Source organism: Paenibacillus vandeheii, from assembly GCF_030433635.1.
GTDB lineage: Bacteria > Bacillota > Bacilli > Paenibacillales > Paenibacillaceae > Paenibacillus > Paenibacillus vandeheii.
The window spans coordinates 155,139-170,354 of record NZ_JAROCD010000008.1; the positions used below are offsets into that span (position 1 = coordinate 155,139).

A 15,216-nucleotide genomic window follows, 5' to 3' on the forward strand; every position below is an offset into this window, starting at 1 on the left:
AATCACTTTTGCCAAACCATTTACTTTAGTTGGATCTTGAAGATATCTCCGGCTTCACCGCCAAATACGATAAAACCACCTTTGGGAAGCAGCGTTGATTGTTGATTGGTTGCTTTCGAAAATTGAACCACTTCACCTTTGTCGTTATATACCGCATAACCTCCGCTCTCCGGGGAATCCACTTTTAACGATTTATTCGCTGAGCGGGCGTCGATGGCATACCAGCGTGCTTGACCGTTTGACGGGATGGTGGTGATTCCTTTTTTCCCACCGAAGATGGGTGTAATCGCATTCTCCGCAATGTACTCCTGTCCATCCTGAATTAAGTACTCCATTTCATTCTTCGTACGGAAGTGCAGATCGAACGCATCTCTTCCGTTCATCACAGGAATCTGGGCAACATTCACTGCATTGTCCGGGTCAACAACTCGGGTGCCATTCGCATACCCGTTCTCTGCATCTACCGACAGATTTTTGATCAGCATGGTTGGAACCAGATAGAAGATCGACGTTATTTTTTCATCCAGCGCGTAATATTTCGAGCCGTTTCGAGCCTTCCATTTCTCTTTCGTTGCCGGATCTAGCGAATGATGATCCAATTTTTGATAATCATATGTGTTCATCACCGTTTGGCCTAATCCAGGCAACGTTATGTTCGCCAGAACTTTAATATATATCTTGTCGTTACTTTCTTTCTCAAAGCTGAATTTCACACTTCCGTCACTACTCGTAAATTGTCCTTCACCAGTGTACACGTAATTCTGCCCCGGGATAAGTCCTCCCTGCATCGCCGGAAGTGTGATCTCACCATCCTTAACCTCTATATCCAGGGTTGTGCCTACCGTCCCATAGAGGCCGGAGTATGCCGCCAGATCCGTGGGCATCTTCACTTTGACAGGTGGTGTGAATGTCTGATCGGGCTCTATCTCGTCGATGATGCCTTGATCCTCAAGAACCTCCAGCAGAACTTTACTGGCAAACATCTGATTGTAGATGGAAGACCCACCCGAAGAAAGAACAGCCATCGAAATATCATGCTCAGGTATAGTTATTAACGATGCATGATATAACATGGTGTCTCCACCTTTGGAAAGTGCAGTAATGCCGTAATCGCTAAACGGTGCAAGCGAAACGGCATCCCATCCAAGGCCATAGTTGAAGGTATTTCTCTCTTCAGGCACCCATATTCCCCGACGATACTCATCATTTTGCATGGACTCTGCCGAGGATGTGGACAGTATATCCGGTCTGTTTCCTATCAATACCTCAGCGAATCGGCTTAAGTCTTCTGCGGTCGAGTAGATTCCACCTGCACCAAAGATGTTGGCATTTTCGACAGGCAGTTTCGTTTCAATTGTAGGCCAATAGGTTTCGGATAATTGTTTTCTATCAAAAGAATCAAGGGGTGTCTTGGTTCCTTCCAACTCTAATGGATCGCTGATGAACTCGGCAATAAATTGGCTGTAGCTTAGTCCACTTACGCGTTCAACCAATATTTCAAGAAGCTGGAAACCATCATTGCAATATACAGAAAAGGCTCCCGGGTTCGATTTCAGCTGCTCTGACTTTAATTTGAGCAGTAATTCGTCATGATTACGGGTATCGGTATCGTCAAATAACATACTGTTTCCATAATGGGTACCATAGAGTCCAGAAGAATGGTTCATAAGCATGCGTGGCGTTATTTGGGTATATCGGGCATCCGCCATTTCAAAATCTTTAATATACGAAGTGAGGGGCTGATCCAAGTCCACCTTCCCAGCATCAACCAGTATCATGGTGGCAGCCGTCACAACCATTTTGCTAACTGAACCAATTCCGAACATCGTATCCTTGTCTATGGGTGTCTGGGATGCCTTGTCGTGGAATCCAACACTGTCGGACAAAATAATCTTTCCTTCATCCATAATGGCATATTGCAAACCTGTGACACCATAATTCTGCACCATCTCTGTGGCGATCTTGTTGGCCTGAACTTCAATTGTTGAGCCCTTGTTCGACTCTGCCATCGCATGTGTCATCGGTGTGACCACAAGCACAGCCGTGCATAACATACTGATCAGTTTTTTCATCTAATAACTTCCTCCCTTATGATGATGCTCATCTGATTGCATTCATCATATCGGAGAAGAAATAAATGGAACGATAAAAGACCCTGAATGGAAAAAAACAATCCCCGAACGGTATGTTCAGCGACTGTTCATGTCAAAAGGAAGCACGACCATGTTATTGAATGACCGTTGATGATTCTCGATACTCATATGTCCACCATACTTTTCGCACATTCTGGATATGTTGGTTAGGCCGATCCCGTGATACTCCGGATTGGGCTTCTCACTCTTGAAGTGAGTCAGTTTTTGTTCCACATGATTCATAATCTGGATGACGAGCGCAGACGCCGTGGAATGAATCGCGATCAGCATATACCTGTCTTCGGCAAGTCTGACTTTCTTGGAAGCCTCAATGGCATTATCCAGCATGTTACCAAGCACAACGCACAGATCATAACGATCAATGTGGACATGTTGCGAGTGAAGCCCAATCCGTGTATCGATCTTGATTCCGTTTGCCTGCCCTATTGCAATGATATTCGTAACAAGAGCATCGATAACGAGATTGCCGGAGTTCACCCGCTGGTATGCTCCTTCAATCTTATTCAACGTGAGTTTGATATGATCACCTGCTGCTGCCAGTTCGTTGCGTTTGATACATTCATCAATGTACAGAAACTGCTGGTTGATATCATGGATGATGCTTTTAATGTTTTTGAAACTGTGTACCGTCTTCTCATAGTTGGCATCCTGATAATCCATCTGACGCTGAAACTGGGCATTTTCATGGGCGAGCTGTACCTTTTCTACCATATTATCGATTACATATACAATGAACACATTAAGAAAAAGGGAGCCTAGCACGGAAACGACATAATAGATATTTTTTTCACTATATGCTGAGGCCACATTGATCTGATATATCGTAATGGTAGGTACGATTAGAAACAAGAGATAATAACGATAGTGCACAGCAAAACTTCTGCGTTTGGCAATCAAACGCACAATCAGGGTGACAATGAACATGATACTGCAACCAAGCAGCATCACTTTGAAGAGTTCCCAATGATGCTCCACATTGAAATGATCCCATATGCTGTAATCTGTGGAGTCCAGTACCCCTATAATATATATAGCAATGTAATTTACCGTTGTGAGTAGTACGGCATACAGGATGGTAAAAGCAAGTTTAAGTATAAATTCCACCTCATAGGATTGCGCCAGGCTGAAGATAAATAACAAAGCAACGGCGGAGGAAACGACAGGTGAAAATGAAGATGCCAAATAGAAATACCCCACTACGACAAATACAATGAAATAGATTGCCCTGTGTGGCTTTCGTTTGGACTTACCCAGAACTGAATCAAAATAAAAATTCACCTGGAATGCCATAAGTAAGGGAACGACGATGAAAGACAAGATCACATATATATCCATATCATTGAATCCTCATAATCATATATTTCGTATAGGCATCCTTGACTTCCTTCACTTTGGAGCGGCCTATGGGCAATTCGGTTCCATTCAACATGACGACCTGGGTGCCCACAAACTTCTGAACATGCAGCAGGTTAATCATAATTGAGCGATGAATTTGCAAGAAACCATGGTCTTTCAGGGCGGCGGCATAACTGGATAGGATGCCTTTGCTCTCATGTGAGTTTTCCTGGGTCACAAATTTCAATTTGTTCTTGACCGTTAAACTCTTCATGACCTCAATCCAGAGAATATCATCGTATTTCAACAGAAGTTCTTCATAGTCTGACTTGATGAGTACATACTTTTTGTCCAACGCTTTAAAATATTGGCACAGCTTAATCATTTTCTCCTCGAAGATCTGTGGCTTGATCGGTTTGATCAGGTATTGAAACGTCACCACATCAAAGCTCTCTACCATATACTCGGGGTAGCTGGTCAGAAACATGATTTGTACATCCAGATACTTCATATTCCTGATTTCTTTGGCTGTCTGAACTCCGTTCATTCCGCTCATCTCCACATCCATGATGAGAATATGAAACGTGTCCCCCACGTTTTTATAGTGTGAGACCAACTGTTCACCGGATGTAAATAAGGTAACTTGGAAATCAATATTCGTTTTTAGAGATAAGGAGATCAGCATCGTTTTCACAAGTTCTCTTTGTTTCTCCTCGTCGTCACAGATTGCAACATTGAACATATTTGAACATCCGCCTTTCAATGACATCGACTCTGAATTTCACTCTCAAATATACTATTTTATCATAGGTTTCAGGACAGAATTCGGATGAAATGCATGATTCAGACCCTAAAATGCACAAAAAACCGCTGATCTGATTAGATCAACGGTTTAACGGTTATGGATTATGCCTTACGATAATTGCTTTCCTTAAACAAACAAAGCCATTACAAGCCCATATCATCAGCAAGTGCTTCAACACCTGTGAAGATGGAATCCCCGTAGCCCCAGAAGTTATTGAAATCAATAATGAAGATTTTCTTGTTTTTAACTGCGTTAATGTTTTGAACCTGCTTGTTGGCAAGCAGCTTTTTAATCGTCTCCTCTGGATCAATACCGCCAGCATATCTGGAAATAATCATGACATCCGGATTGACTTCAATTAGCTTTTCCAGACTAAGCGTGCCTGTCTCATCGATCAGCATATTATGCATATTGATTAATGACATTGCACTTTCAATAAACGTATCTCCATTGCCGTTGTAAATTCCAATTGTTCCATCACCGTTATCAGAGAAGGATGCATAGTTGATCGTTTCAGAACTTGCACGAGCCTTTAATGCTTCCTCGCGAACTTTAAGCTGCTCCACATATGCTGCGGCTTTCGCTTGTACGTTAAATATCTCACCTAGCTCGGTAATATCCTTATATAGACTATCTAACGATGCACCCGTAACACTCGTATTTTGCACATACGTTTTGATACTCATATCATTCAAACTGTTTACTGTCCCGACACCCCAGTCAGCATCCTCGAACAACCCACCCCGTCCCATAACTAGGTCAGGCGAAGCGCCTATGGTCACTTCCTTGCCTACATAGCCCTCAGCCAGCACAGGAATTTTTTTGAATTCATCAGCAATATCAGCAGACACATTACCGAACAGCGCTGCAACGCCAACAATCTTGTCCGTCAAACCAAGACGAACCAGTAACTCAGCTGCACCTTGTGTATTGGCTACTACTCGTTCAGGTGCCTTATCAAAGGTTTGTTCCTTTGCTACCCATGTACCATTTTCACTTGTATAGTTAGAAACGGTTAATGGGTACGTTGTTTGAGCTTTATCTGAAGCACTCGCATCCGTTTCTGTTCCTTCTGCTGGAGTCTCCGAAGCGCTAGTCTTCGATTCTTGCTGTGAGCTATTGTTAGCATTATCGCTAGCGCAAGCAGCAAGCACCAAAACCAGTGCAGTAATTAAACAAAATAACATTCCTTTTTTAAACCGTGCAGACATTCAAACCTCTCCCTTTTCTTTTTGTGAATTATGTATAAAAGTTATGGTCAGTATACAACAAGTGTCGAACTGTGTAAATGAGAATTATAATCATTCTCAAGTGATGAACAAACGCTTCACTTCAACATAAGTTCCAACAGTCTCCCGTAAAGGATAACAATAAAGCCGATCAATATTGTCCATTGATCGGCTTTTCTTGATATTTATTCAAACACTACTTTAAAAAGCTGTTCTATTCACTCTTACCAACCCCGGTTGGACATACGCTCTTCTGGAGCTAATTTGGAAATTTCAATCCCTTTCATAGGAGCGCCCAAGTTTTTGGATACTTCGGCAATCAGTTTGTAATCTGTGTAATGTGTTGTAGCTTCAACGATTGCACGAGCGAATTTCTCAGGGTTATCTGATTTGAAAATACCGGATCCTACAAACACGCCGTCAGCTCCCAAATGCATCATTAGTGCTGCGTCTGCTGGAGTAGCTACACCGCCTGCTGCAAAGTTAACGACTGGAAGCTTTCCATTTTCATGAACTTCGCGCAGTAGTTCGTAAGCTACGCCCAGATTTTTGGCTTCAGCGTATAACTCGTCCTTGGACATGTTTTGCACTTTGCGAATCTGGCTGTTAATCAGACGCATATGACGAACGGCCTCAACAATGTTGCCCGTTCCAGGCTCGCCTTTTGTACGAATCATCGAAGCACCTTCGCCAATACGACGAATAGCCTCTCCCAAATCTTTGGCTCCACATACAAATGGTACGGTGAACTCATGCTTATCAATATGGAACACTTCGTCTGCAGGCGTCAGAACTTCACTTTCGTCAAGATAGTCTACCCCTAGAGATTCAAGCACTTTGGCTTCTACGTAATGACCGATACGAGCCTTGGCCATAACCGGAATAGACACAACCTTCATAACCTCTTCAACGATGGTTGGATCTGCCATGCGAGCTACACCGCCGGCTGCGCGAATATCAGAGGGTACCCGCTCTAGAGCCATAACAGCTGTTGCTCCTGATGCTTCAGCAATTTTAGCTTGTTCTGCATTCATGACGTCCATGATGACGCCGCCTTTTTGCATCTCAGCCATTCCTCTTTTTACACGATCTGTACCTGTTTGCATATTTGTATTCCTCCTAATTACTTTTTTGTTTCACTTCAATCTATGATTTAGTATAAAATGAGAATGGACAACTAAAAAGATCCAATATTTTCGGTTTTTATTGTACCACTTCAAACGACCATAGGAGGACCTATGCAATTTCATGTAGCTTACAGTTCATATTTGAACCGACCATATACCAAGATGAAGGCTCTTTATCATGCGATTCGTGATGCTATTCATGAAGGTAATCTCGCATATGGCGAGAAGTTACCCTCTACAAGAGAATTAGCTGCGACGTATCACATTTCCCGAGGAACAGCGAATCAGGTATATGATACGTTGACTGCTCAAGGTTACCTTCATTCAGAGCATGGAAGAGGAACCTTTGTTGCTTATCAGTTAGATTTGAGCAAGGATTCTTCCACAGAGAAAGCTTTTACCCATCACTTATCCGCCTGGGGAAATCGTATTCAGCAGTTTGAACAGCAGACGACTCAAAGAAATGCTCAAACAATTGATACCACAATAGAGAGCGACGCAGTTATAGATTTCAGCAAATATCAGCCTGATTTATCCAAATTTCCTTATGATGAATGGAACAATCGGCTGTATGCTGAGATACGGCATCGTGAGCATCACATGAATACAACCGCTGCTTTTGTTAGTTCAACAGGGGAGCCGAAATTGAGAGAAGCGATTGCTGCCTACCTTCGAAGGATGCGGGGCATTCAAGTCGATGCAGGTCATATCGCAGTGACTGCAGGCTCTATGCAAGCTATAGCTCTACTCACTCAATTACTTGCAGATCCCGGGGATCATGTGGTTACGGAAAGTCCTTGTTATGTCGGGATTTCTCAAGCGATTACGGCTGCGGGCGCAAAGTTGATTGAAGCCAATCTTGATGGTCAGGGACTTGTACCCCAAAACTGGGAAGCGCGTATGTTGTTTGTGACACCCTCAAGACAATTTCCTACTGGCGAAATGCTTAGTCTGGAACGCAGACAAACCTTGCTGGACTGGGCACATCGTCATGATGCTATGATTGTCGAAGATGATTATGATAGTGAATTCCGATATCGCGGGATGCATGTTGAACCTCTGAAAACACTCGATAAAGGGGGGCGTGTAATCTACCTTGGCAGCTTCACGAAAACCTTGCCTCTTGAAGTACGACTTGGTTATGTGGTCCTTCCCCCCACCTTGGCAGACACTTTTAGAAAGGCACAAGCATTATACGAGCCAAGACCCGTCAATCTGATCGAGCAACGGGCATTAGCTGAATTCATGACAAGCGGTCAATATGAGCGTCATCTGCGCAGAATGAATCGTCTATACAGTCGCAAATTTCATCTTTTACTCACACTTTTGAACCAGCAGCTCTCGACATGGTTTGATTGGGTGGAAAATGAAGCGGGTCTTCACGTGTTTGGCTGGTGGCGAGGTGATGCTTCCACTTATGAAACCTTTCGCGCATCAGCCAGATCAGAAGGGGTTGTATATTCAGAAGTCAGCAGTTCAACACCTGAAGGTACGAAGTATGGTATATATTTATCATTTGCACATTTATCAGAAGTTCAGTTACAGAATGGCGTATCCAAATTAAAAAATGCTGTCACAGCTCCATTATGAGGTACCTCGCCTCTCTCGTCTTTCCAAACTGAACATTAGCTAATGTACACACCGAACGCATATTTGGCCAGCAAAGGTGTGGACTAAGGACTCATAATAAAATCAAAGACCACGTTACCCTTTGGCAAGGAAACAACGTGGTCTTTGGATCGTTACCTATTCCTTAGTTATACTGCAGTCTGTCCTTGTACCAGGCGTCTGGAATCATATCGCGCTCCAATTCCAACAATTCATGAATGATCTTGTCCGCGTCACTGATGGAATTCACAAGCGGATCGGTAAGCATCGCCCTTCTCAGCTTCTCGTAGCTCTGTTCCATAACAGCTTCGACCGTAAGCTCATGCGTATCCAATACAAGTTCTTGCATGCCTCTTATTCCGCGCGGCATCTCGCCTACATGAACTGGCTTCACTCCATCCATGTCCACGTCGCACAGCAGCTCCAGGAACGAATCGGAATTCATATTCGTTACCGCACCTTGATTAAGTGTATTGATAAAAAACTTCTTCCCCAAATTCCCTACCATGTTCTCTATGATATCAGTCGCATGATCCGGGCCAAAGGTGCTCATGTAATCGGCAATCGGGACATTTCCGGCAAGAAAGTCATCCACTTGACGCCACATTTCGTCGTGACGCTGGTACCTGTCTTCTGTCTCCCAGATGGATAGTGGCGGGATCGGGTCTGTAGTTTTGCCGAGACCTTGCCAATACCGAACGTATTCCTTCGTATGCGCCGTGCAAGTGGGAATGATTCCGAAAATGTCATACAACTCATAGGTAATGGCATCGTTAAAAATAGCTTTTGCACCGCGATCACCGCCGTTGTTCTCATCACCAGCCATTTTGCGCATGGCTTCCGCGATTAGGGGCATCACATTTTCCCCTTCGAAATCCGCTTTGAGCAGCCAAGTGAAATGATTGACGCCTGCGATACGGAAATCAAATTTCCGGTCGATCTCATGGGTGAACTCACCTGTCTCTTGGATGATGCCTGCTCGTACAGCGTAATAGGCTTTCTTATGCGGCATATGATGACTATCGCACAGCGCAAACGATTTTAGCTTCGGTGCATAACGATGTAACGCAATGCCATGAACGGTAGACGGGTTAATATAATTAATCACCCAGGCATCAGGGCATAGCTCTTCAATGTCTCTGGCACATTCCATAATGACCGGGAGCTCTCTCATAGCCCTAAAGATTCCACCCGGGCCAATTGTATCGCCGGAGCACATGCGAATGCCGTACTTTAGAGAGATTTGGCAGTCCATTCCCCGGTATTTGACGGATTGCTCTGCAAAGCTAAGCACAACGAAGTCAGCTCCCGGCAGCACTTGTCTCCGGTCCACCGAGCCCTCAATCTTTAAGGATACATTGTTCTCCCGCGCGACCATCTCTGCCAGGGTTACCATTTTTGAGAGCCGCTCTTCATCCGTATCCACTAAAGCCAAAGTTCCCTGGTTCAAGTATGGTGAGTGAACCATCTGCCAGATGGATTGACGGCCGAAAAACAGGCTGCCCGCTCCAATAACGACTACCTTTGGGTGCTGTATGTTGATACCATTCATTACAAACCCCTCCTCTTAACGATATAAGTTCATTATAGGTGAGTGGCCTGAGATCTGAATGTGTGATAGTTTTGAGAACATGTCATATAGTACGATCATTAATAAGAGATAAACTCTTAATTATATTAGATGAAAATCGAAAGATGTCACAAAGTGGAGAGGAATGAGTTGAATCATATGCATGCAGGGACCGTGAATATGAGTATAATCGACGAACTTTCGGAGTATATCACACTTCGCATGAGCTCTTATTTGGAACAAACTCACGACAGCAATTGGATGGAGCACAAGTCTCATTCCGATTATGATCTGTGGTTCATTACAGCAGGCTCCGTCAAGATTACCATCGATAAGATTGAACATATGGCGGCCCCGGGTGACGTCGTGTTTTTTTATCCGGACATGCCCTATATTGCTTCCACAACCGGAGAGCTGTGCCGATTCGTATACATGCACTTTGATTTCAGCATCGCTGAGCAAAAGCGAATTCTAGGCGAATTTCAACTGCCAGGCATCGTACCAGGCAACCTGGTTCGGGAGGAATCCACGCTGTTCACCTCGTCCTATAGAAGGCTCAAACAGGACAGCGGCGCTTCCGGAAGTCCGCTCTACTTGAAGGCTTCTCTGCTTCTCGTTATTGCAAAAATTTTGGAGCTTCACGGGCAAGGTCTGTATAACGGTGAATTTCTAAAAGACCGAAAACCGAGGAAGACGGAAGGAAGTCTGGAGGTTCTGCAGAACGTATTCCCATACGTGGATGCGAATCTGCATCGTGTCATCCGAGTTAACGAGCTAGCAGCCATTGCCGGTGTCTCTGAGAAATATTTCATTTCTTTGTTCAAGAAAATTCTGGGTATTACGCCGGGACAGTACATCAATCAAATCAAGATGAACCGGGCACGTGATTATCTGTATGAGAAAAAATATACGATCCAGCAGATTGCCGGATTTCTGGGCTATCCCGATCCCTTCACCTTCTCCAAAGCATTCAAAAAATTTTACAACGTGCCTCCATCCAAATTTGAATAGCGTGTCGTAGACAAACATGGAGGCAACCGGTCTATGCCGGCTGCCTCCACATTTGTTTAGTCATGGGTTATTCACGTTTCAGGTGTATGTCTCTTCAGCGTTCCTCATTAACGTAAAGGGTGCTTCACTCGAATACATATCATGGAAAAATCCCTTGTACGGTATATCCTCTTCCAGGCATTTAATGAGATACAACAGTTCGTCGTCATCCTCCGGTTCTTCGCCAGTATGCTGCATTTCCTCAAATTGTCCTAGGATATTCTCCAAGAGGGTCACTTGAATAAATAAAGGCAGCTTCTCCATCATCGAATCCTTGATCTTGGTTTCGGAAGTATAACCCGCGAGGGCGGTTTCAAAATAATGATCCATGAACGTTTTGCGTTTACCGGCGTCAGGTTCAAATTGTGTCCAGCCCACACCGTGTGTCCATAGATCTGCCAGATCATACATATACCAGCCAAAGCATGAATTATCGAAATCATATATCGTGATTTGACCGGTATCAAAATCGATTGAGTAATTCCCATCGTTATAATCGAAATGGATCATCCCGAATGTTTCCTGGTTTGTATCCAACCCTTTTAAGGTATTCAGGAGCTCGACCATCTTCTCCTTAAGCGGAGAGAATGATTCAGGTATCATGTTATCGATATATTCACCCTTGTAATTATCAAAAAAATGATGCCGGCGATGGACGGGAGCATACCCTTTTGATATTTGATGCATTTTCCCCAGTACTTTACCGCAATTATAATAGTGCTCGGTAATTGGAGCGCCTTCCCGGTACTGATAATTGTTCTCTACTAGCATCTTGCCCTTGGCCTTGTTAAACAGGCTGACAAAAAAGGTATAATGATCATAAGTAATCTCTTCCAGCAGATTGCCCTTCTTGGAACTCACTACATTCGAAACGCTTGCTCCATGATCAAACAGATACTGGACATATTCCAGTTCGGCAATGTAATCTTCCCGGTTTCTGTCAGGCAAGAATGAAATTCGGAGAATAAGCGATTCACACCCCTCTTGCTCACAGGTGTAAACGATATTGCGTCCTCCCTCATGAGGAGGAACAAGCTGAATCTCGTAGCCTTCCAATTCGAACAATTCGGATACTCTAGCCAGTACATGCGTGTTGCTAATGTTAACAGCTTCGTTAAAGTTAATAATGATCTCCTCCAGTAAACATTGATGGGACGGTTTCCCGCACTGCAATGTCCACAAAAGGAATCCCTGTTACGCAAATATCCTTCTGTGAACCTAAAGCACAATCACCTTGTTAGTCATTGAAATTCGCTCCTTTTTGTTCAGATAGTTATATGTTATCCTACAATTCCATATTAATCCAGAGGAGATGTCACGTTGAAATTAAACGAAGAAAAATTTGATTATATTTCAGAGACAGAACGATTAATAATAAGACCTTTAAAGAAAGACGACTATGAAAATTGGTTACATGAATTTGAAAACCGTTTCCCCTCCCAACACCGCCACGATCAAGGGAAAATGGATATGACTGAATGTACACTGGAATGGTTTAACCATCTGGTAGATCGACATCGAGAGTTAGCATGTTCAGATGCTATTTATGTGTTTGGTGTGTTTAGAAAGGAAGATGGTACACATCTGGGTATGATTGATATTGCAACCTTAGCAAGAGCTGATTTTCAATGGGCAAGCTTCGGATATACTATCCATAATCAGTATTGGAGAAAAGGTTTTGGCAAAGAAGCCGTAAATGAAGCTCTTCATATTGCATTTGAACATTTGAAATTCCACCGTATAGAAGCCCATATTAATTTGGATAATACACCTTCTGTGAAACTTGCAGAAAGTGTGGGTATGGAATTTGAGTGTGTTCGTAAAGGGTTTATACACGAAAATGAAGAGTGGACAGACCATTTAGTCTATTACAAAAATTCCAATTAATCTATTCCAACCGATTAAACCAGAGATCAAAATCAAAAGACTAAAAAGACGGATTCCCTAAGTTGGAATCCGTCTTCTTTTTGATCATTACTAACTTTGCTTACTCCATTTTCACGGGCAAGATTCCTCCAGCTTCCTTTTTGCCAACCAGCACGTTAATCCCGGCTGTTGTATTGGGCTCCTGCTTGCCATAAACGGCCAGTGCAGAGCGCACGTCCTGCAAATAAATCATCTCGTACGGGTTACCGAGCGATAAAAGCGTGTACCTCTGATTACGACTATTCATCGCATCGATCAAGGTTTGATATGCGTTCCATCCGAACTGACTTGCCACGTTACGGAACTGATAGGAGGCCAGGATAACGTAATCCGCCTTCGCAACCGCCTCATTCGTTTTGCCTTGTCCGATAACGGAAATCTCCGTCTTTAACGACAGGCTATTTGAGGCTTGCTTCAGTTGCTTCTCGAGCTGCTTCGCCTGTTCTTCCTCGGCTGCTACAATAACCACCCGGTCTCCCTGATGAAGTTGATCTGGTTGCACGCCGTCACGGCTGGACAATAATGTGACCGATCGTTCTGCAATGTTGCTCTCCACCGTGCGATGCTCCTCAGATCCAATGACCGTGTTAAGCTTGGCTAACTTACGTGAAAGACTTTCGCTGCGTTCAAATAAACCATATTTCGATTTCAACTCCAAAATACGCTTCACGGACGCATGCACAGTTTCGATCGGGATCGTCCCACCCTCCACGGCATTCACTAGGGTTTGATGTACGGCAGCCGAATCTTGCGGCATAAGTACAATATCCACACCTGCCGAGACTGCACGTTCCACCGTTTTATTTTCACCGAAATGCTCCGCAATCGCCTTCATGGTGAACGCATCGGAAATGATGAGACCTTCATATCCCATCTCTTCACGAAGCAGTCCATTCAATACTTTATGGGATAACGTAGCAGGTATCGGCACGCTGCTACCGTCTTTGAGCGAAATGACTTGTTCGTTATCTATGGCAGGGAAAGCAATGTGCGCGGTCATGATCATCTCCACACCGTTCTCGATCGCAGCCCGAAATGGTTTTAACTCTACCGAATTCAGCCGCTCAAGGTTATGTGTCAGCACCGGCATTCCGAGATGGGAGTCTACCATCGTGTCCCCATGCCCTGGGAAATGCTTGACCGCCGCGATTACGTTTGATTGTCGTAGTCCTTTTATGGTTGCGAGACCCATCCGCGTTACCAAATCCGCATTCGAGCCGAACGACCGCATACCGATGATCGGATTGTCCGGATTGCTGTTAATGTCGAGCACTGGCGCAAAATTAATGTTCAGTCCAAGTGCTTTCAGCTCCTCCCCCGTCAGTTTTCCAGCCGCTTCGGCCAGCGTTGTGTCTCCGGCTGCACCAAGAGCCATTTGACCCGGCAAATTGGTTCCACCTGGGATTCGCTGAATAACGCCTCCTTCTTGATCAATGCCAAGAAACATAGGTATGTCCCCTGCTTCTGTTTGCAGAGCGTTCGTGAATGTCGTGACTTGCCTAGTGTCTAAAATATTTTTGTCAAAAAGAATAAGTCCGCCCAAATCTTGATCGTGGATGATATCTTTCAGCCCATCATGAACAGTCGTGGTCGCTTTACCATTCCATTGCCTAATATCAGGCATGAGCATTTGGCCGACTTGCTCGCTAACCGTCATATATGAAATTAGCTTATCCCAATCTTGGGACTGTATCGCAGCTTGGCGTTCGAACCGAATCACTCGTGACATAAATACGGCATATTCGGCCCGCGTGACCGTCTGATTCGGACGATAGGTGCCATCCGAATATCCGCCGACCAAACCGTTCGAGCTCATGATGAGAATAGGTGCTGCTGCCCAATGTTTTTCTGTATCTGACCAATGGGCGGATTGTTTGCCTTCCGAAAGTGAGTACGCGCGAGTAAGGAATGCCGCGGTCTCAGCGCGACTAAGCGATTTATCTGGAAGGAAGGTGCCACCTGGCAACCCGCTAGCTAGCCCGTTTTTTGCAGCTATAGTTATTTCTCGATAGAAGGGGTGTGTTGTTGGAACATCCGAATATGCCGTGCCCTCCACCGGTTTCTCTAACTGTTCTGGATAAAGCTCACGTACCAGAAAAGTGACGGCTTGTGCTCTTGTTACCAACCCTTCGGGCTTAAATTTCCCATTGCCGTATCCTGCGACTGTTCCCCGTTTGGCCATATACTCTATGCCATTTTCTGCCCACTTTGAATGCTGCAGATCATTAAAACGTTCTTCCGCAGCTGCACTTCCTGCCCATACGAGCAAAGAGCCGAGAACGGCACCACATATTGTTATCATTTTCAGTTGCATCTATCTCACTCCTGCTGCTGTTTTATGTAAGATAATTAGACGCTTTCGATATACATTTTGTTGCGTATATACATTTTATTTCCTGTAGCCTCCTTATGA

11 protein-coding genes are annotated in these 15,216 nt (G+C 44.3%); 3 read left to right on the top strand and 8 right to left on the bottom strand.

Translation table 11 applies throughout. The annotated features are described in order from the left end of the window. Positions 1–20: 20 nt before the first annotated feature. The 5 genes from P5G61_RS17325 to pdxS form a co-directional block, all read right to left on the bottom strand. Positions 21–2,072 (bottom strand): serine hydrolase domain-containing protein, encoded by a 2,052-nt coding sequence (locus P5G61_RS17325; protein WP_301247665.1) that lies wholly within the window; start codon positions 2,070–2,072, stop codon positions 21–23. A gap of 117 nt (positions 2,073–2,189) precedes the next feature. Then, positions 2,190–3,488 (bottom strand): ATP-binding protein, encoded by a 1,299-nt coding sequence (locus P5G61_RS17330; RefSeq protein WP_301247666.1) that lies wholly within the window; start codon positions 3,486–3,488, stop codon positions 2,190–2,192. Between the two features lies 1 nt (position 3,489). Continuing rightward, positions 3,490–4,230 carry a LytR/AlgR family response regulator transcription factor gene (locus tag P5G61_RS17335; protein WP_301247667.1) on the bottom strand — a complete coding sequence of 247 codons (741 nt, stop codon included), beginning with the start codon at positions 4,228–4,230 and terminating at the stop codon, positions 3,490–3,492. A gap of 206 nt (positions 4,231–4,436) precedes the next feature. Next, positions 4,437–5,504 carry an ABC transporter substrate-binding protein gene (locus P5G61_RS17340; protein ID WP_301247668.1) on the bottom strand — a complete coding sequence of 356 codons (1,068 nt, stop codon included), beginning with the start codon at positions 5,502–5,504 and terminating at the stop codon, positions 4,437–4,439. A gap of 242 nt (positions 5,505–5,746) precedes the next feature. Then, on the bottom strand, positions 5,747–6,628 hold the full coding sequence (gene pdxS, locus P5G61_RS17345) for a pyridoxal 5'-phosphate synthase lyase subunit PdxS (protein ID WP_024633266.1): 882 nt from the start codon (positions 6,626–6,628) through the stop codon (positions 5,747–5,749). Positions 6,629–6,760: 132 nt separating this feature from the next. On the opposite strand from pdxS, the gene pdxR reads away from it, so the two are divergent. Next, complete coding sequence (gene pdxR, locus P5G61_RS17350; protein ID WP_079349095.1) at positions 6,761–8,239, top strand: MocR-like pyridoxine biosynthesis transcription factor PdxR; 1,479 nt, start codon at positions 6,761–6,763, stop codon at positions 8,237–8,239. Between the two features lie 163 nt (positions 8,240–8,402). Here the strand turns inward: pdxR and P5G61_RS17355 are convergent, their stop codons facing one another. After that, complete coding sequence (locus P5G61_RS17355) at positions 8,403–9,809, bottom strand: family 4 glycosyl hydrolase (RefSeq protein ID WP_301247669.1); 1,407 nt, start codon at positions 9,807–9,809, stop codon at positions 8,403–8,405. A 177-nt stretch (positions 9,810–9,986) separates the two neighbouring features. Here P5G61_RS17355 and P5G61_RS17360 point away from each other — a divergent pair, with 177 nt between their 5' ends. Continuing rightward, entirely contained in the window at positions 9,987–10,838 is an 852-nt protein-coding gene (locus tag P5G61_RS17360; RefSeq protein WP_363325751.1) for an AraC family transcriptional regulator, read from the top strand. Positions 10,839–10,916: 78 nt separating this feature from the next. Here P5G61_RS17360 and P5G61_RS17365 read toward each other — a convergent pair whose 3' ends face one another. Next, a complete protein-coding gene (locus P5G61_RS17365; RefSeq protein WP_301247671.1) occupies positions 10,917–12,059 on the bottom strand; it encodes a phosphotransferase enzyme family protein in 1,143 nt (380 codons plus the stop codon). 138 nt (positions 12,060–12,197) lie between these two features. On the opposite strand from P5G61_RS17365, the gene P5G61_RS17370 reads away from it, so the two are divergent. After that, positions 12,198–12,764 (top strand): GNAT family N-acetyltransferase, encoded by a 567-nt coding sequence (locus P5G61_RS17370; RefSeq protein WP_301247672.1) that lies wholly within the window; start codon positions 12,198–12,200, stop codon positions 12,762–12,764. Positions 12,765–12,864: 100 nt separating this feature from the next. On the opposite strand, the gene P5G61_RS17375 is transcribed toward P5G61_RS17370, so the two are convergent. Further along, a complete protein-coding gene (locus tag P5G61_RS17375; protein ID WP_301247673.1) occupies positions 12,865–15,117 on the bottom strand; it encodes a glycoside hydrolase family 3 N-terminal domain-containing protein in 2,253 nt (750 codons plus the stop codon). Between the last annotated feature and the right edge of the window lie 99 nt (positions 15,118–15,216).

Coding starts and splice junctions, on each gene's coding strand:
- P5G61_RS17340 (WP_301247668.1), bottom strand. CDS start 5,504: ATGTCTGCACGGTTTAAAAAAGGAATGTTATTTTGTTTAATTACTGCA.
- P5G61_RS17330 (WP_301247666.1), bottom strand. CDS start 3,488: ATGGATATATATGTGATCTTGTCTTTCATCGTCGTTCCCTTACTTATG.
- P5G61_RS17375 (WP_301247673.1), bottom strand. CDS start 15,117: ATGCAACTGAAAATGATAACAATATGTGGTGCCGTTCTCGGCTCTTTG.
- P5G61_RS17335 (WP_301247667.1), bottom strand. CDS start 4,230: ATGTTCAATGTTGCAATCTGTGACGACGAGGAGAAACAAAGAGAACTT.
- pdxR (WP_079349095.1), top strand. CDS start 6,761: ATGCAATTTCATGTAGCTTACAGTTCATATTTGAACCGACCATATACC.
- P5G61_RS17325 (WP_301247665.1), bottom strand. CDS start 2,072: ATGAAAAAACTGATCAGTATGTTATGCACGGCTGTGCTTGTGGTCACA.
- pdxS (WP_024633266.1), bottom strand. CDS start 6,628: ATGCAAACAGGTACAGATCGTGTAAAAAGAGGAATGGCTGAGATGCAA.
- P5G61_RS17360 (WP_363325751.1), top strand. CDS start 9,987: ATGCATGCAGGGACCGTGAATATGAGTATAATCGACGAACTTTCGGAG.
- P5G61_RS17355 (WP_301247669.1), bottom strand. CDS start 9,809: ATGAATGGTATCAACATACAGCACCCAAAGGTAGTCGTTATTGGAGCG.